18 protein-coding genes and 4 tRNA genes are annotated in these 20,447 nt (G+C 62.8%); 11 read left to right on the top strand and 11 right to left on the bottom strand.

All coding sequences use genetic code 11. The features are described from left to right. The first annotated feature begins 52 nt into the window (after positions 1-52). From H597_RS34270 to H597_RS0120255, 5 genes are all read left to right on the top strand, one after another. Positions 53-421, top strand: coding sequence for a pentapeptide repeat-containing protein (locus H597_RS34270; protein ID WP_161630629.1), 369 nt, complete (start codon positions 53-55; stop codon positions 419-421). 466 nt (positions 422-887) lie between these two features. Next, positions 888-1,238: a hypothetical protein gene (locus H597_RS34970; protein WP_154668187.1), complete on the top strand. Its 351-nt coding sequence runs from the start codon at positions 888-890 to the stop codon at positions 1,236-1,238. Positions 1,239-1,394: 156 nt separating this feature from the next. Further along, entirely contained in the window at positions 1,395-1,934 is a 540-nt protein-coding gene (locus tag H597_RS33450; RefSeq protein ID WP_051293958.1) for a hypothetical protein, read from the top strand. Positions 1,935-1,946: 12 nt separating this feature from the next. Then, on the top strand, positions 1,947-2,717 hold the full coding sequence (locus tag H597_RS0120260) for a hypothetical protein (protein WP_028103729.1): 771 nt from the start codon (positions 1,947-1,949) through the stop codon (positions 2,715-2,717). A 54-nt stretch (positions 2,718-2,771) separates the two neighbouring features. After that, positions 2,772-3,263: a DUF4124 domain-containing protein gene (locus H597_RS0120255; protein ID WP_083941204.1), complete on the top strand. Its 492-nt coding sequence runs from the start codon at positions 2,772-2,774 to the stop codon at positions 3,261-3,263. Here H597_RS0120255 and H597_RS0120250 read toward each other — a convergent pair. The 6 genes from H597_RS0120250 to H597_RS0120225 all read right to left on the bottom strand — a co-directional run bounded on the left by H597_RS0120250 (position 3,260) and on the right by H597_RS0120225 (position 10,575). Further along, positions 3,260-5,542 (bottom strand): ATP-dependent DNA helicase, encoded by a 2,283-nt coding sequence (locus H597_RS0120250; protein ID WP_028103727.1) that lies wholly within the window; start codon positions 5,540-5,542, stop codon positions 3,260-3,262. The two genes, H597_RS0120255 and H597_RS0120250, sit on opposite strands and share 4 nt — an antisense overlap. After that, positions 5,539-7,179 carry a VRR-NUC domain-containing protein gene (locus H597_RS0120245; RefSeq protein WP_028103726.1) on the bottom strand — a complete coding sequence of 547 codons (1,641 nt, stop codon included), beginning with the start codon at positions 7,177-7,179 and terminating at the stop codon, positions 5,539-5,541. The genes H597_RS0120250 and H597_RS0120245 overlap by 4 nt, the downstream gene beginning before the upstream one ends. Positions 7,180-7,240: 61 nt before the next feature. After that, entirely contained in the window at positions 7,241-7,771 is a 531-nt protein-coding gene (locus H597_RS0120240) for a phasin family protein (protein ID WP_028103725.1), read from the bottom strand. Positions 7,772-7,822: 51 nt separating this feature from the next. After that, positions 7,823-8,023, bottom strand: a complete 201-nt coding sequence (locus H597_RS31780; RefSeq protein ID WP_035374810.1) for a hypothetical protein — start codon at positions 8,021-8,023, stop codon at positions 7,823-7,825. Next, entirely contained in the window at positions 8,020-10,155 is a 2,136-nt protein-coding gene (locus H597_RS0120230) for an ATP-binding protein (RefSeq protein WP_028103724.1), read from the bottom strand. The genes H597_RS31780 and H597_RS0120230 overlap by 4 nt, the downstream gene beginning before the upstream one ends. A gap of 12 nt (positions 10,156-10,167) precedes the next feature. Beyond that, entirely contained in the window at positions 10,168-10,575 is a 408-nt protein-coding gene (locus H597_RS0120225) for a winged helix-turn-helix transcriptional regulator (RefSeq protein ID WP_051293956.1), read from the bottom strand. 82 nt (positions 10,576-10,657) lie between these two features. Between H597_RS0120225 and H597_RS0120220 the strand changes: the two genes are divergently transcribed. Beyond that, positions 10,658-11,509: an NmrA family NAD(P)-binding protein gene (locus H597_RS0120220; protein WP_028103722.1), complete on the top strand. Its 852-nt coding sequence runs from the start codon at positions 10,658-10,660 to the stop codon at positions 11,507-11,509. Positions 11,510-11,561: 52 nt separating this feature from the next. On the opposite strand, the gene H597_RS0120215 is transcribed toward H597_RS0120220, so the two are convergent. From H597_RS0120215 to H597_RS0120195, 5 genes are all read right to left on the bottom strand, one after another. Beyond that, a tRNA-Leu gene (locus tag H597_RS0120215) sits at positions 11,562-11,646 on the bottom strand. Between the two features lie 33 nt (positions 11,647-11,679). Further along, positions 11,680-11,764 (bottom strand) — tRNA-Leu (locus tag H597_RS0120210). A 188-nt stretch (positions 11,765-11,952) separates the two neighbouring features. Further along, positions 11,953-12,037 (bottom strand) — tRNA-Leu (locus H597_RS0120205). A gap of 64 nt (positions 12,038-12,101) precedes the next feature. Continuing rightward, positions 12,102-13,172: an NF038122 family metalloprotease gene (locus H597_RS31775; RefSeq protein WP_051293955.1), complete on the bottom strand. Its 1,071-nt coding sequence runs from the start codon at positions 13,170-13,172 to the stop codon at positions 12,102-12,104. Positions 13,173-13,335: 163 nt separating this feature from the next. Further along, positions 13,336-13,420: transfer RNA gene (locus tag H597_RS0120195), tRNA-Leu, on the bottom strand. Between the two features lie 213 nt (positions 13,421-13,633). Here H597_RS0120195 and rnr point away from each other — a divergent pair. From rnr to H597_RS0120170, 5 genes are all read left to right on the top strand, one after another. Next, positions 13,634-16,201: a ribonuclease R gene (rnr, locus tag H597_RS31770; protein ID WP_083941203.1), complete on the top strand. Its 2,568-nt coding sequence runs from the start codon at positions 13,634-13,636 to the stop codon at positions 16,199-16,201. A gap of 45 nt (positions 16,202-16,246) precedes the next feature. Then, the gene (gene rlmB, locus H597_RS0120185; protein WP_035374809.1) at positions 16,247-16,993 is read left to right on the top strand and encodes a 23S rRNA (guanosine(2251)-2'-O)-methyltransferase RlmB; all 747 of its coding nucleotides are present in this window, start codon (positions 16,247-16,249) and stop codon (positions 16,991-16,993) included. 136 nt (positions 16,994-17,129) lie between these two features. After that, complete coding sequence (locus tag H597_RS0120180; protein WP_028103720.1) at positions 17,130-18,893, top strand: hypothetical protein; 1,764 nt, start codon at positions 17,130-17,132, stop codon at positions 18,891-18,893. An 85-nt stretch (positions 18,894-18,978) separates the two neighbouring features. Next, positions 18,979-19,719: a serine O-acetyltransferase gene (gene cysE, locus H597_RS0120175; RefSeq protein ID WP_028103719.1), complete on the top strand. Its 741-nt coding sequence runs from the start codon at positions 18,979-18,981 to the stop codon at positions 19,717-19,719. Positions 19,720-19,728: 9 nt separating this feature from the next. Then, positions 19,729-20,394, top strand: coding sequence for a YceH family protein (locus tag H597_RS0120170; RefSeq protein ID WP_028103718.1), 666 nt, complete (start codon positions 19,729-19,731; stop codon positions 20,392-20,394). Positions 20,395-20,447 lie beyond the last annotated feature (53 nt).

Below are 20,447 nucleotides of genomic sequence, written 5' to 3'. Positions count from 1 at the left end.
GCCGGTCGTAATAGAAGAAACTTGTATGAATTCGTGTCCGCTAGAAGTCTCCGTGGCACCTCAAACCCGTGATGAACTTGAACGGAGATATGCTGCTGGAGAGCGCCACTTTCCGAATACCGAGCTTAGTGACGCGAACCTTTCTGGAATCAATCTAGATGGTGCTGACTTCGAGAAGCATCCTTGGTTTCCTGATGCAGATTTTTCGGGGGCGAGCTTGCGCGGCACAAGCTTTAGGGGATGCAATCTCAAATGCGTTAATTTTTCGAACTCTGACCTTACTGATGCCAACTTCGAGCTTGCGGCAATCGAGTCAATAAAGGCGGGCGGCGCGGTTTTGGAAGGAGTTAAAGTCGGAGGTGCGACCTTTTACGGATGCGAACTTGCTGAGGGCGACGAGCTTCCGTCTTGGGACTGGTAGGCCTGCGTCTCAATTCGGCCAACAGCTGACGATCAATTAGATGTTTATGGGATTTATGCTCACAATTTCTGAAGAGGCAGTATGGGTGAACGGACTTCCACTTGAGTTGCAGCTTCGCTTCCTCGCGAGGCTGAGCTTTGAGTTAACTATTGTTGGCCGCAGCAGTTATGAAGCCGGTACCGATGATCTCGAACATCCTCGGCTACTTCGAAAAGTTAATGAAATTCAGCATCGCGTGACTGCCTGCCTATCGCAACTTCTTAATGGCACTTGTCCTGGCGGTTTTGTCGACTCTATTGCTGAGAGAGTCCTGACAAACCAAGATTCCGATCTGGATGGATGGCTCCAACGCGGCTGGAGCGATGCGAAAAGGCGAACACTATTGCCGGTGTCGCATTCAGGATACCGTTTTCGGCCAATAGCGGAACCAGATAGTCCGAAACAACGGAAAACTAGGCGCTAGATCATGAGATTGATTGGAAGTAAGCTAGAGCAAGACTATCGGGAGGAATTAAAAGCCTCCCGTGCTTTTCATTTTTCCGCCAATTCTCAATCTAGGTTAAAAGAAGTTCTTCAATCGGCAGGTTACAGTGTTGGAAATGCGTTGGTTTTGCATTGGACTCCTGATCAATCGGAGGACTTCTACACGGTACTTATAGAGGGCGCTTTTCTTGCGGCAGTACGAATTGATAGATCAGATGCCGGAGATACGCCGAGTATTAAGCGGTATGAGCTGCGAGATTATCTAAGGGGGTTAAGCCGGGTGTATCAAGTCCAGCTGCTCGTGGCCCAAGATCTGGTAAAAGCAATATCGTAGTCGGAGGACGGCTTAGGGGCGGAAGCGGCCCTCAGCTTAAGTTTCAGCGCCCGTTCCTAATTTTTACCGATGAGAAGCATATATAGCGCAAGCATACTTACCGCATTGCTGGTTGCCACCTCATGTCAGGCTGCGCATTGCGGCCCGCCTGGGTCTTTGAGCGTCAACAAAGCCCTCAGCGGAAAGGCCTTCATTTTCTACCCTTCGCGAAGTGACGGCGATTCCAGCTTTGTATTGCCGGGCACAGAATTTCGTAAGGATTCCGGCGGGCCGCCAGAGTCGGTGCAGTTCTTCATCGACGGCATCCACTACCAATTCCTGACAACCCCAAAATCGCAGTTCATCGTTGACGGTGAGGCTGGGGGTGACGCCGCCGTTCTGCACAGGCACACCGCCTACGAACGTGAATTCATTGCCAAGGTAGGCAACCCCCGGAGCAAATTCCAGGAGATTGGTAGCCGGAATAGGCCTGCGGTTGAGGGCACCCCTGCCTTACTGTTCAAGCTTTGGCAGATGAAAGTCCCGGGGAAGCAGGGCGACTCAATGCAGTATTATCTGACGACGGTTATTGGCGATGACGTGGTAATGCTGTCGGCGATCATCCTCGATGCAAAATATGAGGCCCGGGTGATGAGCGCGTTGGACAGCTTTACCCAGACCTTCCAATTCATCGTGTCCGAAAAATCCTGTCCATAAGTGTGAAAATCCATGGCGATTGACTATTTTGCATCTTTTCCTTGCCAAGTGCGCGAAGCAGTTTCCGATGCCGACCTCCTTCGAATGATCAAGGCGCGCAATCGCGCGTCCATGGTGGCGGAAGTGATGCGCAAGGATCCAAAGGTCGACAAGAGCAAGCCTGAATCCGACTGGACTTTCCAGACGATCATGCAGCGTCCCGAGGGACCTGAGGAGACTCAGATGCGTATCGGAGACCTGATCGAGGAATCGGCTCCGCTGAATGCGCTTAAGCAGCACTGCGTCGCCTGTCCTGCCAACGTGCGAAACGACGATTTCGGATGCGGAGGTGCGGTGCACTATCCGCTGTCGGCAAGCACGGAGCGCTGGCTGGTGTCCCGCTTGCCGGACGATCTGGATTCCCCACGCGGCCTCCTGCTGACCCGCGCGATCAACGATTTCCAATTTGATGGCGCCGCTATCGATGCCGCGCGCGGCCGTAAGGAACTTTACGAGGCCAACCTTCCGGCGGAACGGAAATGGGGCGGTTTCTTCTCCAAAAAGACGCGCATTACCTCGAGCCAGATACTGCATATGGCATTCAATGTTGGCGACCTGGCGCCCGCCCATGCGAAGTTGGTTGCTTATTTCCTGGGCTTCCTGAATGACGACTTCAGTCCTAAAGATAATTTGGACGACTCGCCGCAGCCCGGGGACGAACAGGGCGTCGCCGAATTGAAGTATTTCTTCATTGCGGCGGCCCTTGCCGGCCTTAATGAGGTCCAAATGTTGGTAGATGCTTGAATAAAGTGAGAATGTGAGAGAAACGGAGGGCTTGGTTTTTCATATACTCCCGGCATGAAGACCGTATTAGCTTTAATGATCGCGCTGGCCTCCGTGCCGGCACATGCGCAACTGTATAAGTGGACCGACGCCAGCGGTAAAGTCCATTACTCTGACCGGCCCCAGGAAGGCGTCAACAGCAAGGAATTGGCTGTTGAACAGGCGCCGCAGCGGGCAGCACCCGCAAGCGACGATTGGCGCCAGCGCGAACGCGAATCGCGTGAACGCCGCCTGGTGCGTGAGAACGCGAACCGGGAAGCGGACGATGTCGCGGCGCGAAATGCCAGTAAATCCCCGTACAACCCCAGCATGCATCGCTCGAACAAGGCGATGACGGACGAGGAAATGTGCACCCGCGACGCGCAGCAGATCGTTTTTGCTGAAAAGACCAAGTCGATCAGTTTCAGGAACGGCGTCGCCGCCACCGAGGAAGAACGCCAGGCCGTCATCCAGCAGCGCAAGGAAAACCACGCCTTGCTGTGCGGTTCCGGACAACGCACGCGCTAAACCAGGTTTCGCGAGTCGAGCTGCCACCAGGCGGGAAGCAGGGCCTGGACTTCCGGCCGGCCGAAGCGGTCGTCGATAAGGTGGACCGTTCCGCGGTCGCTGGTCGTGCGGATCACGCGCCCGGCTGCCTGGACGACTTTTTGCAGGCCGGGATAGAGGTAGGTGTAGTCATAGCCCGCGCCGAAAGTGGCCTCCATGCGGGCCTTGATTTGCTCGTTGACGGGGTTGATCTGGGGTAGGCCAAGCGTGGCGATGAAGGCGCCGATCAGGCGGTCGCCCGGCAGGTCGATGCCTTCGCCGAACGAGCCTCCCAGCACGGCAAAGCCGACGCCTTGGCCGCCTTCGCGGAAGCGGGCCAGGAAGGCGTCGCGTGCGCTTTCATCCATGCGTCGTTCCTGGCGCCATTGCGGCACGTCCGGGTGCTGCGCTGCGAACAGGTCGGCGACCTTTTCCATGTAATCGAAGCTGCTGAAAAAGGCTAGGTAATTGCCCGGCTGGCGTTGGTATTGCTCGCCCATCAGGGTGGCAATGGGGCCCAGCGAACGGCCGCGGTGCTGGTAGCGGGTAGAGATATGGCTGGCGATGTGCACTTGCAGCTGCTGCGCGTCAAATGGCGAGGCGACATCGACCCAGGCGGTATCGGCCGGCATACCGAGCGTGTCCGCATAATAGTTCCAGGGACTTAAGGTGGCGGAAAACAGCGCGACCGCATGCGCGGCTTCGAAGCGCTGCTTCAGGAAAGGCGCGGGCAGGATGTTGCGGATGCAGAGCACGGAATTGATCCTGCTGGCGCCAGCGCCTCGCCCGCCGTCGGTTTTCTCGATGTCGAACATCGAATGTTCGCCGAAGCTTTCCGCCAGGCGGCCGAACAGCAGGGCGTTGAAATAGAAGTCCAGCACGTCGGCATCGAACCAGGCCGGATGTTCAGCCATGTAGTCGCCGATCTCGGTGCATGCCGTTTGCAGCGCGGCCATGAATTTTTCGGGCAGTTCGGCGTGGCTGGAATATTCGGCTTCCTGCTCCTTTTCCAGCGCGCTCCATTGCCGGTGCACGCGGTCGAGCGGCTTGCGCAGCGCTTCGGGCGCCGTCTTGCGCAGCACCCGCAGGCGCACATGGTCCATTTCGGCGGAGTACATTTTGCGGGCGCGCGAGACCATATTGTGCGCTTCGTCCGCCAGTACGCCGACCTTCCAGCCGTTCATCTGCGTCAGGCTGTAGAGCATGGCGCTGATGTCGAAGTAGTAGTTGTAGTCGCCCACCACTACGTCGGCCCAGCGCACCAGTTCCGACTGCAGGTAGTAGGGGCAGACCTGGTGCTCCAGAGCGGCTTCCCGCACCGAGGCGCGGTCCAGCATCGGCTTTTGCAGGGCGGCGGCGCGGGCGGCCGGCAGACGGTCGTAGAAGCCTTGCGCCAGCGGGCATGATTCGCCGTGGCAGGCCTTGTCCGGGTTTTCGCAGGCGGTGGTCTTGGCTGCCAGTTCGAGCGCGCGCAGCGGCAATAAGGGGGCGCTGCGCTTGATTGTTTCCACGGCGCCGAGCGCCATGCTGCGGCCGCTGGTCTTGGCGGCCAGGAAGAACACCTTGTCCAGGCCATGCTCGGCGCTGGCCTTCAGCATCGGGAAAATGCTGCCGATGCTCTTGCCGATGCCAGTCGGCGCCTGTGCCAGCAGCGAGCAGCCGCGTGCGCTGGCTTTGTACATTGCTTCGGCAAGCTGGCGCTGGCCGGGGCGAAAGTCTGCATGCGGGAAGCGCAAGGCACGCAATTGCTCGTCGCGCGCGCTGCGGTGCGCCAGTTCCTGTTCGGCCCATGCGATAAAGCGGCCGCACTGGTCTTCGAAGAAGGCGCGCAGCGAGGCGGCGTCGGCTTCCTCGGTCAAGACGGTTTCTTTCTGCGTGCCGATGTCGAAATAGACCAGTGCCAGGCGCAGTGCGCTCAACCCGCGGGCTTCGCACAGCAGGTGGCCGTAGACCTTGAGCTGGGCCCAGTGCAGGATGCGGTGGTTGGCGGGCTGGCGCGACAAATCGCCGCGGTAAGTCTTGATTTCCTCAAGCTGGTTCTTGCGCGGATTGTAGCCGTCGGCGCGGCCGCGCACGTGCAGCGGGCCGAAGTCGCCGGACAGGCTGAGCTCGCGCTCATAGTCGTCGTCGCGGCGGCTGGTGACGATGGCGTGGCCCTCGATGCCTTCCTGGGCGGTCGGCGTGGGCGTGAAGCGCAGGTCCAGGTCGCCTTGCTTGGCGGTGAACTCGCACAGGGCGCGGACGGCAATCGTATAGCTCATTCTTGCCACGCCAGGTAACAGACGGAGACCGGCATGCCGTGCTCGGCGCAGTAGTCGATCCAGCGCAGCTGGTTGTCCTGCAGGCGGTCGCCGGGGCCTTTGACTTCCACCATCTGGTAGCGCCGTTCTTCGGGCCAGAAGCGGATCAGGTCCGGGAAGCCGCTGCGGTTGGCCTTGATATCCAGCAGGATGCGCTCGAACCACCGCTTCAGGTGGGCGGCGGGAATGCAGTCCAGCGCCAATTCAAGCAGTTCCCCGTCGATCGCGTCCCAGTAGACGAAGGGCGACTGCAGGCCGGCCTTGGCGACGAAGTTGGTGCGGATGGCGTCGCGGTAGCTGTCGTCTTCCAGCTTGGCGAAACAAGCGTCGAACAGGGCGGCGCGGCGGTGCTGGAAGTCGGCGCTGTGCAAGTCGGCAGGACCATGGTGGAAGGGATGGAAGAAGGCGCCGGGAATGGCGGCAAATACCGCGTCCCAGCACAGCAGGCCAAACAGGGAGTTGGCCAGGGCATTTTCCACATAAAAGCAGGGCGCCTCGTCCTGCCACAAGTGGTCGCGCACGACGCCTTCCACCCACCAATCTTCGGCCGGCATCGGCAGCACCAGGTCGATGCGCTCGACCGGCGTCAGCGCGTGCGACGGTTCGCGCATATGGCCAAGCTTGCGGCGCAGGCGCGGCGCCATGCGCAGCAATTGCTGGCGTTCGGCCTCGCTTTCAGGCGCGGCCTGCGCGCGCTGCAGCCATTCGTAGGCCAGGCCGAGGCGTTCGTCCTTCTCCAGTACGCGGATGGCGCGGGCGCGGGCGCCGGGGTAGGCGCATTGTTCGTACAGTTCAAAGGCGCCGGCCCAGTTGCCCAGCTTTTCCGTCTGCTGGCCGAACTGGAACAGCATCTTCTGGCGGCGGCTGTGCAGCCATTCGTTGTCGCCCACCAGGGCCGGTAGTTCGCGCGCCAACTGCAGCGGGTCTTCGCCTGCGCCGAATCGTTCGCGGCAGGCGTGCAGGGCCAGGTAGTCGTCGATGTCGCGGCGCGAGCGGAAGCCGCGCGCGGCGGGCGAGAATTCGACTTTTTCGTAACGGTAGATGCCCAGGTTGGACAGCACGAACTCCGACCAGTCCTGGTGGAAGTTACCGAAGAAGATCAGCCGCAGGCGGTCGCACAGGGGCTTGGAAAGAATGTGGTAGACCTGGTCGCCGGCATCGGCAAACCAGGCCGTGAAGCGGTGGCGGCCCGCGTGGCGCTCGCGCAGGGCTTCCAGCTGCTCGGCTTTGCGGGCGCTGCGCTCGGCGCCGCTCAAGGCGAAGACGCGCGTGATTTCGGGCTTTTGCAGCAGCTCGAACAGCTCGTCCAGCGTCAGCTCCGGGTCCTGTACCACCCAGCCTTGCCCGACCAGCGGCGCGGCGGCGGCAATCGTGCAGCCGATCTCGGGATAGCTCAACTTGGAGGCACGGAACAGCTCCCCCTTGCGCATCACCATGCGCACGAACAGGGCGCGCGATGGCTGGGGCAAGGTGGGGAAACAGGCGAGGAATCCGGCCTCTTCTTCCGTCAGCAGGTCGCTATAGCGCTCGCCAATCCAGTGCAGGACCTGGTGGAAGTTGTCCAGGTAGTAGAACGGATTTTCAAGGATTTGGTTCATGCAGGCGAGGCGACGCGAAAACTGTATTTATATACAGTATAACGCGTCACCCGCCACGCTGTCACTTTTTGCCGGAGGAGTTGACTTTTTCTAATTGCTGTTCGAAGGCGGTGACGGCGTCGCGCGTGGCCTGGGTCACCTGTTCATAGCCTTTGAAGGCGTTATCAATGGCTGTTTTGACAATCTGCACCGCGTTGTCCGAACCGGGGCGCACATTCTGGGTTACGTCGTAAATCAGGGCGCTGAGGTTGGATTTGGCCTCGGCCAGGTGGGCGTCGGCGGCTTTGTGGAAGTCGTTCGACATTTCGCTCAGCAGGGCGCCCAGCTGCTGGTTGTAGGCGTTGGTGGCGGCCATGCCGGGCTGCAGGCGGGCAGTGATGACACCCATGGCTTCCTGCGGCGAGACGGAGGCGCTGACCTTGCGGCTGGCGTCGATCTGCTCGTCCAGCGCCTTGCGCGCCGTGGCGATATTCAGGGTCACCGCTTGCTCCACCCCTTGCATGGCGCGGTTGGTCAAGGTGTTGAAGGTCTCCAGCTGGAATTCAAACAGCGTCTTGGTGGCGTTGGCGAACTGCTCGGGGTTCTGAAACATACGGTCTCCTTTGTTCTAGGTGGGATGGCGCTGCTTCTTGCTCTGCCTTCATTATTTAGTACGCACCAACTTTTCGCAATGGGGATCTTCAAACGGCCCGGCCATTTGCAGCCAGCCCTTGCCAAGCGGCGTTTGCGAACAGGCGCGCTGGCCGTCGATGCGGCTCTGGTACAGATACCACCAGGCCGGGCGGGCGAGGGTGGAGCCGGCGGCGGTAATGGCCAGCAGCAGGACGGCGAGGCGGCGTTTCATAGCGGGGCGGCGGCAGGAAGCCGGATGGTGAAGGTGCTGCCGCAGCCCGGGGTGCTGGCGGCGGTGATATGCCCGGCCAGCACGCCGGTCACGATATTGTGGGTGATGTACAGGCCAAGGCCGGACTGGCCGGCGCCCAGGCGCGTGGTGAAGAAGGGGTCGAATACCCGGCGCAGGTGTTCCGCGGCGATGCCGGCGCCATTGTCGGCCACCGAGAGCAGGACGTCGCTGCCTTGGGCGCTGGCGGTAATGGTGACCGTCGGCTCGCCGCCGGGCGCCGTGCTGAAGGCGTGCACGATGCAGTTGTCGACCAGGTGGGCCAGCGCCTGGCTGAGGGATCCGGGGTAGCTGTCCAGTTGCAGGCCGGGCACCACGTCCAGCACCAAGTTGGGGCGCGGCTGCGGCAGGCTGGCCCAGAGCGGCGCCAGCATGTCCTGCAGCAGCTCGTCGAGGAAGAAGCGGCGGCGCTGGGCGTCGGTGGTGTCGACGGCAATCTCCTTGAAGCTTGCCACCAGCTTTGCGGCCCGTTGCAGGTTGCGCTGGATGATGTCGCCCGCCTCGCGCGCCCGCTCCAGGTAGGCGTCCAGCTCCGAGCGGCGGATGCCGGCGTCGATCTGGCCGCTCAGCGACGCCGTCTGGTCGGCCAGGGTGGAGGCGGTAACCAGGCTGTTGCCGATCGGCGTATTCAGTTCGTGGGCCACGCCCGCCACCAGCGAGCCGAGGGCGGCCAGCTTGTCGCGCCGGACCAGTTCTTCCTGCGTCAGGCTGAGATTCTCCAGCGCCGCTTGCAGCTCCTCATTGGTCAGCTCCGCATGCTGCTTGGCGCGTGTCAGCTCGGCGGTGCGGGCTTCGACCAGTTCTTCCAGGTGGCTGCGGTGGCGCTCCAACTCCACCTCGCGCCGCGCACGTTCGATGGCGATGCTGGCCAAGTGGCTGGCGACGCCGATCAAGCGCTGTTCGTCCGCGTCCGGGTGGCGCACGGTGCGGTAGTACATGGCGAAGGAGCCCAGCACGGTGTGCTCGTCCTGCATGATGGGCATGGACCAGCAGGCACGCAGGCCGTATTCGCGCACCTGTTCCGCGTATGGTGCCCACAGCGGGTCGTTTTCGATGTCCGACACCACCACGGCTTCGCGCCGGTGCATGGCGGTGCCGCAGGAGCCCACGCCCGGGCCGATCGCCAAGCCCTCCAGCAGGGCGGCGTAGGCGGCCGGCAGGCTGGGGCAGCAGGCGCAATGCATATGCTGGCCGTCCGCCGCCAGCAGCATGACGGAGCACAGCACGCCCGGCGACTGGGATTCGACCAGGCGCACCAGTTTGTGCAGCGTATCGTCCAGCGGTACGCCGCGCGCCATCATTTCCAGCAGCTGTTCCTGGCCGACGCGCAAGGCCTCGGCACGCTGGGTGCCGGTGACGTCGACCATGCGGATATGGAACAGGCGCCGGCCCGGCTTGGCGATGCGCACGCCGCGCACATTGCAGTCGACCGGGCGCCCGCTGCTGTGGCGGAAGGCGATACGGTGCACCTTCAACTCGCCCGCCAGGACGCTCTGCATCATGACATTGAGTTCGGCCTGGTCGCACAGGGCCGACAAGGGAGCGGTCAGCAGTTCCAGGGCGTTTCGCCCGAGCAGCTGCTCGGCGCGGTGGTTCAGGTCGACCGGGTGGCCGCTGTCCATATCGATCAGCATCACCGCATCCGGCGAGGAGGCCGCCATCATGTGGTAGTTCACCTCCAGGTCGAAGCCGCCGATGCGCTGGCCCTGCAGGGCGAACAGGACGTGGTCGACCACGCTGGTGGTGGCCAGCGGCAGGCTGAAATAGCCGTCGGCGCCGGCGCGGGCGGCGCGCTGCTGTTCCTCCTGGGAGGGACGGTGCGACATCAGCAGCACCGGGATGCGGCGGTTGGCGTCGGCCTGGGTCAATTGGCCCGTCAGTTCGAGCGCGGCGCTGCCTGCCAGGGCGGTGTCCAGCAATACCAGGGCGACGCCGCCGCCAGCCGCCACCTGCAGCGCGTGATCGCCGCTGGTGACCGATTCGACGCGGTACTGGTGCGTGGCAAGCGCCAGCTCCAGCGCCGCCACATCGAGGCTGGTACCGGTAGCGACGAGGATAGTGTTATTCGGTTCCACTCTGCCAGTGTATTACAAGCTTGCCTCGGCTTCTTCCTGAGGTGCGAGGATGCGTGGCAGGTTGTCCTCAATCCAGTCGACCAGCACCTCCAGGCGCTCGGCGACTTCGCGCCCCAGCGGCGTCAGGCTGTATTCCACATGGGGCGGAATCTCGGGCAGGGCGGTGCGCAGCACGAAACCGTCGCCCTCCAGCGCAACCAGGGTTTGCGCCAGCATTTTTTCGCTGACGCCGCCCACTTCCTTGCGCAACTGGCTGAAGCGGTGCATGCCGCCCAATAGCACCACCAGCACCAGGACGCCCCAGCGGCTGGTTACATGGCTTAAGACCGCCCGCGATGGGCATTCCGGCGCCAGGACATTGCCCGGCTGCCGGGCTTGGCGGGAGAGGGCGGCCCGCAGGGATTTTGAAGTTTTTTCCATACTTACCAAAAAGTACGTACTTACGAAAAGTTAGTGTTGATCCTATTATAGCCCTACATCGTTTTCAACCAAGGAGAAAAACATGATCGTCGTAACTGGCGCCACGGGCGCATTGGGTCAATTGGTGGTGGAAGGCCTGCTGGCGAAAGTGCCGGCGTCGCACATCGTGGCGGCGGTGCGCGACCCGTCCAAGGCGGCGCACCTGGCGGCGCGCGGTGTGCAAGTGCGCCGCGCGGACTATGAGGATGCCGCCAGCCTGGACGCCGCACTGGCGGGCGCCGAGCGCGTGCTGCTGGTCTCGGCCAATGTGGTGGACAAGCGCACCGCGCAGCACCGTGCCGTGGTCGACGCGGCAAAACGCGCCGGGGTGAAGCTGCTGGCCTACACCAGCATCCTGCGCGCCGACAGCTCGCCGCTGCGTCTGGCGGAGGAGCATGTCGCCACCGAGGCGGCCATCCGCGCCAGCGGCCTGGCGTATTCCTTACTGCGCAACGGCTGGTATTTCGAGAACTTCAACGGCCGCATCGCCGGCGCCGCGCAGCGCGGCGAGATGGTTGGCAGCGCCGGCGAGGGGCGTGTTTCGGCCGCCGCCCGCGCCGATTATGCCGCTGCCGCTGTCGCCGTGCTGACGGCCGAAGCGCCGCAGCAGGTCTATGAGCTGGCGGGCAGCACCTCGTTCACGCTGGCGGAACTGACCGCGGAAGCAGCGCGCCAGTCCGGCAAGGCGGCCGTGTACCGCGAATTGCCGCAGGCGGAGTTTGCCGGCGTGCTGGCTGGCGTGGGCGTGCCGGCCCCATGGCCTGAGTTGCTGGCCGATTCGGATGCCGGCACAGCGCGCGGCGGCTTGTTCGATGATGGGAAGGCGCTGGAGAAGCTGATCGGCCGCCCGACCCGCAGTGTTTCGCAGGCAGTGGAAGCGGCATTGTCGGTGTAAGCGCCGCGGAAATGAAAAAAGCTCCCCGAAGGGAGCTTTTTTGCGGAATTCTTGGTGCCCACGGAGGGACTCGAACCCCCACACCTTGCGGCACATGGACCTGAACCATGCGCGTCTACCAATTCCGCCACGTGGGCACTGGTACTGCATTTGTCTCAGAAGGTAGCGCTTGGTGCCCACGGAGGGACTCGAACCCCCACACCTTGCGGCACATGGACCTGAACCATGCGCGTCTACCAATTCCGCCACGTGGGCGCTAACTTCTTCAACTCTCCGTTGCGGTGTTGTCTGCAACAGAGGCACGCATATTAATGGCCGGGTCCGGATTGGTCAAGCCTTAATTGGTTTTTTCCTGCAACTTTCTGCGTTTTCTTCGTTTTCCGTTTGCGGCTCCGGAAAACAAAAAAGCCGCTGAATGATCAGCGGCTTTTTTGCGGAATTTTTGGTGCCCACGGAGGGACTCGAACCCCCACACCTCGCGGCACATGGACCTGAACCATGCGCGTCTACCAATTCCGCCACGTGGGCATTGTTGCGTTGTTCTGCAACGAGGCACGCATAGTAATGGCTGCAGGCGCGTTGGTCAAGCCATTTATGAAAGTTTGCCGGAACGACCACGCTGGCGCGCCACCAGTAACAGCAAACCGGCGCCCAGCATGGCCCAGCCCGAAGGTTCGGGAATGGCGGCAACGTTCCAGCCGATGGCGTCCATGGCCAGCACGTCGTTGCCGCTGATGTGCAGAGTTTCGCCCATGCCGGCGGTTGGATCCATCAGGCCGATGAAGAGGTCGTCCTTCCAGTGACTGGCCTGGCGGCCGTCGCCGAAATTCTCGCCGGTGGAAAATTGCGGTCCGACCGTGGCGCCATCGAGTGAAAAGTATTTGCTGCGGGCGTCGGCGGTCCAGTCGATCACGCCCTGGGCGGCGCTGGCGGCGGAGTAGCGGAACAGGTCGAGCGTCGACGCATAGGTGAATTCATTGTCCTCGAACGGTCCGTTGACCGGGGGCGAGTTGTAGTCGAGGATATCGACGCCGCTGATGAAGCCCAGCACGTGGCCGATTTCATGCGAGGCCACGCCGACAAAGTCGAAGGCATTGGCGTCGGTGCCGTTGTTGGGATTGAAGTCGAAATTGAAATCGCTGTTGAATTGGATGAAGCCGTCGCAATTGCCGATGCATCCCTGCAGCGTTTGCGGCGTGACCGCCAGGCCGAGGGCCTTGGCTTCAGCGTTGGCAATGTAGAGCAGTTGGTTGTTGGCGTCGCCGTTGTGGTCGATGTAGGGGATGGGGCTGCCGGCGCCATAGGGGTTATTGGCGGTGCGGTTGATCAGCATGCCGAACGATGAGCCGCCTGGCAGATGGGCCACGGCGGTTGCATCGGCGGCGGAGGTGGCGTCGGCCGCGAGGGCGTTGCGGACGGAGGCGTAAGTATGGAAGTCTTCCGCTGAGGCCGCCTGGCCGAGGATGCCGCCGCCAAGGGAGTTGAACCCGACCGTCAAATTTATCGTCACATTGTCGTTCAATAAGCTCGACCAGCGCGCGGCGGCGGCCTGGAAGCCTTGTTGCGCCTGAATCGAGGTGCCGGCGAGGTAATTGAAGTGGAATACCGGCGCAGCCGATGCCGTGCCGGCAGCCAGCAACAAGCCGGCGAGAAGGGTTTTCATGGCGGTCTCCTTCAAATTGATGGGTAAGGAGGCTGCCGCAAGAACCATGCGCGGCGACTGCTGGCCGGGGCTGGAAACGGGGAGGAGGGGCGGCGCGTCAAGAAATCCGACGCCGGAAAACAAAAAAGCCGCTGAAAGATCAGCGGCTTCTCTGCGGAATTTTTGGTGCCCACGGAGGGACTCGAACCCCCACACCTCGCGGCACATGGACCTGAACCATGCGCGTCTACCAATTCCGCCACGTGGGCATTAGCAACAACATCTGCTATCATACTGCTTTGGTGAGTTTTGCGCCAGATGAACTTTCATTCCACGCTGCACATCGACTCGCCGTTCCCGCATCGCTGCGAGAGCCAGAATTATAGAGGAAACTCAGCCGAAGTCAAAGGGCTTGTGAAAGATTTTTGTACGCGGCCCTTCCTGTTACACTACCTACTAATAAAAAGATTACTGAAGACCTTTTGAACTCCACTCATATCATTCCTAGCCGCGAAGAGATTCTCGGCATCTTCCGTAGCGCCAAGGCGCCGCTCGACCTGCGCACGCTGGCGCTGTCGCTCAAAGTCAAATCCGAATCCCACGCCGTGCTGACGCGGCGCCTGAACGCCATGGAGCGCGACGGCCAGATCCGCTCGGACACCGGCGGCTTCTACGTACTCGCGGATCACTCCGAATTCGTCGCTGGGCGCGTGTCCAGCCACCGCGATGGCTATGGTTTCCTGATTCCCGACGAACCGGGCGAAGACCTGTTCCTGGCCGAGCGCGAGATGCAGAAGGTACTGCACGGGGATAAGGTGCTGGGACGCGTCATCGGCGTCGACCGCCGTGGCCGCCCGGAAGGCACCATTGTCGAAGTGGTGCAACGCGGCACCACCCACATCATCGGCCGCCTGCTGAAGGAGAACGGCGCGTGGGTCGTGGCGCCGGAAGACAAGCGTATCAGCCAGGATATCCTGGTGCAGGGCGCGGTCGGCAAAGCCAAGTCGGGCCAGATCGTCAGCGTTGAACTGACCGAGCAGCCGGGCCGCTTCAAGCAGCCGTCCGGCCGGATCGTCGAAGTGCTGGGCGATATGGACGACCCGGGCATGGAAATTGAAATCGCCGTGCGCAAGTTCGGCGTGCCGCATATCTTCTCGGACGCCGCGCTGAAGCAGGCTTCCAAGCTGCCGGACGTGGTGCATGAAGCCGATTGGGGCGAGCGCGTCGACCTGCGCGACATCCCGCTGGTGACCATCGACGGCGAAGATGCGCGCGACTTTGACGATGCCGTGTATTGCGAGCCGGTGAAAATCGGCCGCAGCAAGGCCTTCCGCCTGATCGTGGCAATCGCCGACGTATCGCATTACGTCAAACCGAACGACGGCCTGGATGGCGACGCCATCGAGCGCAGCACCTCGGTCTACTTCCCGCGCCGCGTGATCCCGATGCTGCCGGAGAAGCTCTCCAACGGCCTGTGTTCGCTGAACCCGCGCGTCGACCGCCTGACCCTGGTGTGCGACGCCGTGATCACCGCCGACGGCGAGTTGAAGGCTTACCAGTTCTATCCAGCCGTGATCCACTCGGCTGCGCGCCTGACCTATACCGAAGTGGCGTCCATCCTGGGCAACACCAAGGGCCCGGAAGCGGCGCGCCGCGCGGAAATCGTGCCGCATCTGCAGAACCTGTACGACGTCTACCATGCGCTGCAGAAATCGCGCCAGGAACGCGGTGCCATCGATTTCGAGACCACCGAAACCTATATCGTCTGCAACCCTGCCGGCAAGATCGAAAAGATCATCCCGCGCACCCGCAACGATGCGCACAAACTGATCGAAGAATGCATGCTGGCGGCGAACGTGTGCGCGGCGGACCTCCTGCTGCGCCACAAGCACCCGGGCACCTACCGTATCCACGCCGGCCCGACCAAGGAAAAGCTGACGCAAGTCCGCGACTTCCTGAAGCAGCTCGGCCTGTCCCTGGGCGGCGGCGATACGCCGGTGGCCCGCGATTACGCCGACTTGATGAAGAAGATCAAGGAGCGCCCGGATGCGCAGCTGCTGCAGACCATGCTGCTGCGCTCCATGCAGCAGGCGGTCTACAGCCCGGACAATATCGGCCACTTCGGCCTGGCGTATGAGGCCTATGCCCACTTCACCAGCCCGATCCGCCGCTATCCCGACTTGCTGACCCACCGCGCCATCAAGGCGATCCTGGCCGGCAAGAAGTACGAGCCGAAGATCGGCGACAAATCGGTACTGAACACCACCGTGTCCAACGCCGCGCGGCGCCAGGCATTGAAGGACAAGCAGGACGGCAAGGAAGCGAAATCCAAGGGCGACCTGACCATCTGGGACGCGCTGGGCGTGCACTGCTCGGCCAACGAGCGCCGCGCCGACGAAGCGTCGCGCGACGTGGAAGCCTGGTTGAAGTGCTACTTCATGCAGGACAAGCTGGGCGAAGAGTTCAGCGGCATCATCACGGGCGTGACCAACTTCGGCATCTTCGTGCAGCTGGACCAGCTGTTCGTGGAAGGCCTGGTGCACATCACGGACCTGGGCGCCGACTTCTTCGAGTATGACGACGCCCGCCACGAACTGCGCGGCGGACGCACCGGCAAGCGTTACCAGCTGACCGGCCGCGTCAATGTGCAGGTCGTCCGTGTCGACCTGGAATCGCGCAAGATCGACCTGCGCCTGGCTGACAGCGAGGTGTCGACCTTGCCGCCGCAAGGCAAGAAGGGCTCCCGCAAAGGCGGCGGCCCGGTTGGCTCGCTCGGCGATTTCGACGGCTTCGACGACGGCGAACAACCGGCGGCGCGCAAGCACAAGCCGGCACGCGGCGCTGCTGCGCCATCGATCTCGGCGCGCGAAGAAGCGCCGACCCGAGCGCCGACCCGGTCGCCGGCACGCGCCCCGGCCAAGCGCGGCAAGGCCGCTCCCGCCTATGCACCGGCGGCGCCAACGGCCGGCAAAGCCGCCAAGCCCAAAGCCAAGCCGAAGGCCAGCGCCAATCGCGTGACCAAGGCTGCCAAGCCTAAGAAAAAACGATAAGCACCCGTCCGGCGCTTCGGCGCCGGACTTATTTTGAGAACTACGATGTCCAAGAACAAAATGATTTTCGGCTTCCACGCCGTTACCTCTCGCCTGCGCCACGAAGCTTCCAGCGTTGAAGAGATCTTCTTCGACCAGGCCCGCGACGACCGCCGCATGAAAGACCTGATCGCCAACGCGAAATCGGCCGGCGTGCGCGTGATGCCGGTGGAATCCGAGCGCCTCGACAAGATCGTCGGCACCCGCCGCCACCAGGGCGTGATCGCATTCGCGTCCCAGCTGGCGCTGGCGCGCAACCTGGATGAACTGCTGGACGCGGTGGAAGGCCCGCCGCTGCTGCTGGTCCTGGACGGCATTACCGACCCGCACAACCTGGGCGCTTGCCTGCGCGTGGCCGACGGCGCCGGCGCGCATGCGGTGATCGCACCGAAGGACCGTTCGGTGGGCCTGAACGCGACTGCCGCGAAAGTGGCGTCGGGCGCGGCGGAGACCGTACCGTTCATCACCGTGACCAATCTGGCGCGCACCCTGCGCGAGCTGAAAGAGCGCGATATCTGGCTGATCGGCACGTCGGACGACGGCGAAAAAGGCCTGTACGAAGGCGATTACTCCGGCCCGACCGCGATCGTCATGGGTTCGGAAGGCGAGGGCATGCGCCGCCTGACGCGCGAGACCTGCGATATTCTGGTATCGATCCCGATGTTCGGCTCGGTTGAATCGCTGAACGTGTCGGTAGCGTCGGGCGTGTGCCTGTACGAAGCGCGCCGCCAGCGTATTGCTCGCGAAGGCTAAAAACCGGTAAGACTGTGGTAGACCCACAGGGTCTGACACGGGGCCGCGGCCGCCGCGTAAAGGTGTCTGACCCTGCGGGTCAGACACCGATTTACCGGTTTTGCAGCAGACAAATAACCCAACAAACGGAGCCCCCATGGCAGCGTCCCTGAAAGATCTAGGCAACCTGGTAGAACAGGTTTTCGACGATGAAGCAGATTACGACGAAGTGCGTGCGCGGCTCGACACCTACCTCGCCGCCCATCCCGGCGAAGCCGAGGCATACCGCCTCAGAGCGCGCCTTCTGGAAGGCGGCTACGAAGTCATAAGCGCCTGCGTCGACTGGCTGGCAGCAGCGCGCCTCGACCCATCCGACCGCGACAGCGCCCTCAAAGGCCTGCGCATTCAATACCGCTGGGCGCACGCACTGGCCGAAGAGCAGCTCGGCCTCAACGAAGAGGACGGCGAAGAAGTCGACGAAGACGAGGAAGAAGAAGAGGACTACGAGCCCGATCCCCGCCTGGAAGCCCTGACCCTTCAGATCAAGAACGAAACAATCGCATCCCTGCGCACCCTGGCCGCCGCGCATGCCGCCGACGCCCCGTTCACCCTGCAGCTGCTGTCGACCATGGAAAACATGGCCCTGGAATCGGCCTGGCTTCCCTACGAATTCATCCTGTCCGCCCTGGCCGCCAATCCCACGCATGCCGGCCTGTTGAAGGCGGAAGCCAAATTCATCGCCCACTCGGCCAGCGGCTGGCTGGAAAGCGAACAGATTCCTGCCGGTTTCTTCGAAGATGCCAACGGCACCCGGTATCACGCAGCCACAGTCATGCAAGCGCTGGACGCAATCGCCGCCGTGCCCGGCCTGGCCGACGAAGGCGAGCTGCTTGACCTGCAGGCCGGCCTGCTGCGCAGCTTGTCCCGTTACGAAGCGGCGGCCGCCGCCTACGCCCAGGCCGCAGTGGCCTGGGACCGTGCCGCCGCCGCTGCGACCGACGAGGAAGAGCGCGAATCCCTTACCGATTCGGCGGAGGAAAGCCGGCGCGAGGCAGAACAATGCGCCGGCGGCCGCCGCGCCGTGCAGGAAGGCCAGTTGGCGGCCATGCGCGAAGCCGCCGCCAAGTTGAAGGAGATGCGCGGACGCTTCCCTGAAATGGGCAATGCCGGTGATGACGCCGAGCTTGAGGCCCTGTGCGGGCAATGGGAGCAGCAGCAGGAAGACCAGGACGCGGGGCCGGATGCGGAGCAGTTGGCCGAGCTTTCCGGCATGGCGGAAAAAATTGCCGACCAGGTCGTCGGCCTGCTCAGTTTCGACCCCGTCGAGCTGGTGCCGCAGGACGCCGCGAAACTGCCGGGCGGCGTCAACCCCTGGTTCGCCGAGATTGCACCGGCCCTGCTCGAGTGCGGCCTGCAGTTGCAGACGGGCTTCGACAATCCGTGGAACACGCGCATGCTGAAAGCCCAATGCCAAGGGCAGTTGTGGAGCGATGCCGCCGGCAGCGTGGCGTTGACGGCGGAAACCGTCAAGACGCTGCAGCTGGTGCGCATTTTCAGCGAGCTGGAAGACGGCACGCTGCTGCTGACGGCTGCCAACCGCGGCAAGAGCATGTTCAGCAGCGGTCCGCGGGTCGACGTCCTCTCGCTCGATCCGGACATTCCTCTGGCCGACATGCTGCGCCTGCACCAGGCCCGTCTTGCGCGCACCCTGGCGGCACACCAGGGGAGCCGTGCGCAGCCGCTCAACACGCTGGAGCGCATGGCGACCGTCGAAACGCATTTGCGCAAATTCGGTGTGGCCTTCCGCCTGGAGCAGGGCATTACCGAAGTTGAGGTGCTGGGCATGCACGTGTTCCATCACAAGGCCTTCTTCGCCTTGATCCGTGACGCCGTGGACAAGCGCCTGGCGCCTCTGCGCTGAGCCAACCCTCTACTCCGCCGCTCTGCAGGGTGGCGGAGGATGCGCTATGATGTCCGCCTGAACAACAGTACGCCATAGCACCAACATGTTTGACCACCTCCGTGACGATATCCGCAGCATCATCGAGCGCGATCCTGCCGCTCGCAATGGCTGGGAGGTGCTGACCTGTTACCCTGGCCTGCAGGCGATCGTCATGCACCGCTGGGCGCACTGGTGCTGGACCCACGGCCTGAAATGGCTGGGCCGCTTTATCTCCTACCTCGCCCGCATTGTCACCGGCATTGAAATTCACCCCGGCGCCACCATCGGCCGCCGCGTCTTCATCGACCACGGCTTCGGCGTGGTGATCGGCGAGACGGCGGAAGTCGGCGACGACTGCACCATCTACCAGGGCGTCACGCTGGGCGGCACCTCGCTGCACGCGGGCGCCAAACGCCACCCCACGCTGGAGCGCGGCGTCATCGTCGGCGCCGGCGCCAAGGTGCTGGGCGGCTTCACGGTCGGCGAATACGCCAAGGTCGGCTCCAATGCCGTGGTGCTGAAGCCCGTGCCGGCCGGCGCAACCGCCGTCGGCAACCCGGCCCACCTGGTGCAGAAACAGCAGGCGCCATCGCCCGCGTCGCGCCTCTTCTCATCCTACGGCGTGACCGCCAACGGCGACGATCCGCTGTCGAAAGCCTTGCATAGCTTGATCGCCCACGCGGTGGCGCAGGAAGAACAGATCGAGCGCCTGTCGGCAGCCATGAAGGCTGCTGGCCTGGCCTGTCCAGACCTCAAGCCATGCGACAAGCTCGATACCGAAGAACTCAACAAACTGGTCGAATAAGGAAAAGACATGGACGAAATATTGGACCCGTTTGAAATCCGCGTGCTTGCGGTGCTGGCCGAAAAAGAAGGCCTGACGCCGGATAACTATCCGCTCTCGCTGAACGCCCTGACCAACGGCTGCAACCAGCTCTCCAGCCGCGAGCCGGTCATGCAGATCAGCGAGGAAACCGTGGCCGACGTGCTGGCGCGCCTGGGTGAACGCAAGCTGGTGGGCACGGTCAGCCAGTCCGGCGCCCGCGTGGTCAAGTACGAACACCGCATGCGTATGAAATGGACGCTGGAGCAGGACAAGTTAGCCATCCTCACCATCCTGATGCTGCGCGGCCCGCAAACGGCCGGCGAGATTCGCACCCGCACCGGCCGCATGCATGAATTCAAATCGGTGGCCGAAGTCGAAACAGGCCTGCAATTCCTGATCGACAAATACCCGCCACTGGTGTCCAAACTGCCGCTGGCGCCAGGCTCGCGCGAACCGCGCTACGGTCACCTGCTGGGCGGCGAAGAAGCTCTGGCGCGCGAATCGACCGCCGGAGCATTTGGCGGCGGAGCCGGCGACGGCGGTGGCAGCCGTACCGACCGCGTGGCGCAGCTGGAGCAGGAAGTCGCTTCCCTGCGCGAGCAAGTGGCCGCGCTGGCCGCGCAAGTCGCCGAACTGCGCGCTGTAATCGAGTAGCAGTCGCTGTTGTGAGAATCCGCCACATTCAACGGGATTGATTGTGGCCGCCC

The organism is Pseudoduganella violaceinigra DSM 15887, from assembly GCF_000425385.1.
GTDB lineage: Bacteria > Pseudomonadota > Gammaproteobacteria > Burkholderiales > Burkholderiaceae_D > Rugamonas > Rugamonas violaceinigra.
The sequence above is the reverse complement of the archived record's forward strand: the minus strand, read 5'-3'. Positions and strand labels throughout refer to the sequence as shown.

Excerpts from the sequence above, each read along its gene's own strand:
- H597_RS34970 (WP_154668187.1), top strand. The coding sequence starts at position 888 with ATGAGATTGATTGGAAGTAAGCTAGAGCAAGACTATCGGGAGGAATTA.
- H597_RS0120240 (WP_028103725.1), bottom strand. The coding sequence starts at position 7,771 with ATGTTTCAGAACCCCGAGCAGTTCGCCAACGCCACCAAGACGCTGTTT.
- rlmB (WP_035374809.1), top strand. The coding sequence starts at position 16,247 with ATGTCCAAGAACAAAATGATTTTCGGCTTCCACGCCGTTACCTCTCGC.
- H597_RS0120220 (WP_028103722.1), top strand. The coding sequence starts at position 10,658 with ATGATCGTCGTAACTGGCGCCACGGGCGCATTGGGTCAATTGGTGGTG.
- H597_RS0120180 (WP_028103720.1), top strand. The coding sequence starts at position 17,130 with ATGGCAGCGTCCCTGAAAGATCTAGGCAACCTGGTAGAACAGGTTTTC.
- H597_RS0120250 (WP_028103727.1), bottom strand. The coding sequence starts at position 5,542 with ATGAGCTATACGATTGCCGTCCGCGCCCTGTGCGAGTTCACCGCCAAG.
- cysE (WP_028103719.1), top strand. The coding sequence starts at position 18,979 with ATGTTTGACCACCTCCGTGACGATATCCGCAGCATCATCGAGCGCGAT.
- H597_RS31780 (WP_035374810.1), bottom strand. The coding sequence starts at position 8,023 with ATGAAACGCCGCCTCGCCGTCCTGCTGCTGGCCATTACCGCCGCCGGC.
- H597_RS0120245 (WP_028103726.1), bottom strand. The coding sequence starts at position 7,179 with ATGAACCAAATCCTTGAAAATCCGTTCTACTACCTGGACAACTTCCAC.
- H597_RS31775 (WP_051293955.1), bottom strand. The coding sequence starts at position 13,172 with ATGAAAACCCTTCTCGCCGGCTTGTTGCTGGCTGCCGGCACGGCATCG.
- H597_RS0120260 (WP_028103729.1), top strand. The coding sequence starts at position 1,947 with ATGGCGATTGACTATTTTGCATCTTTTCCTTGCCAAGTGCGCGAAGCA.
- H597_RS0120170 (WP_028103718.1), top strand. The coding sequence starts at position 19,729 with ATGGACGAAATATTGGACCCGTTTGAAATCCGCGTGCTTGCGGTGCTG.
- H597_RS0120255 (WP_083941204.1), top strand. The coding sequence starts at position 2,772 with ATGAAGACCGTATTAGCTTTAATGATCGCGCTGGCCTCCGTGCCGGCA.
- H597_RS0120225 (WP_051293956.1), bottom strand. The coding sequence starts at position 10,575 with ATGGAAAAAACTTCAAAATCCCTGCGGGCCGCCCTCTCCCGCCAAGCC.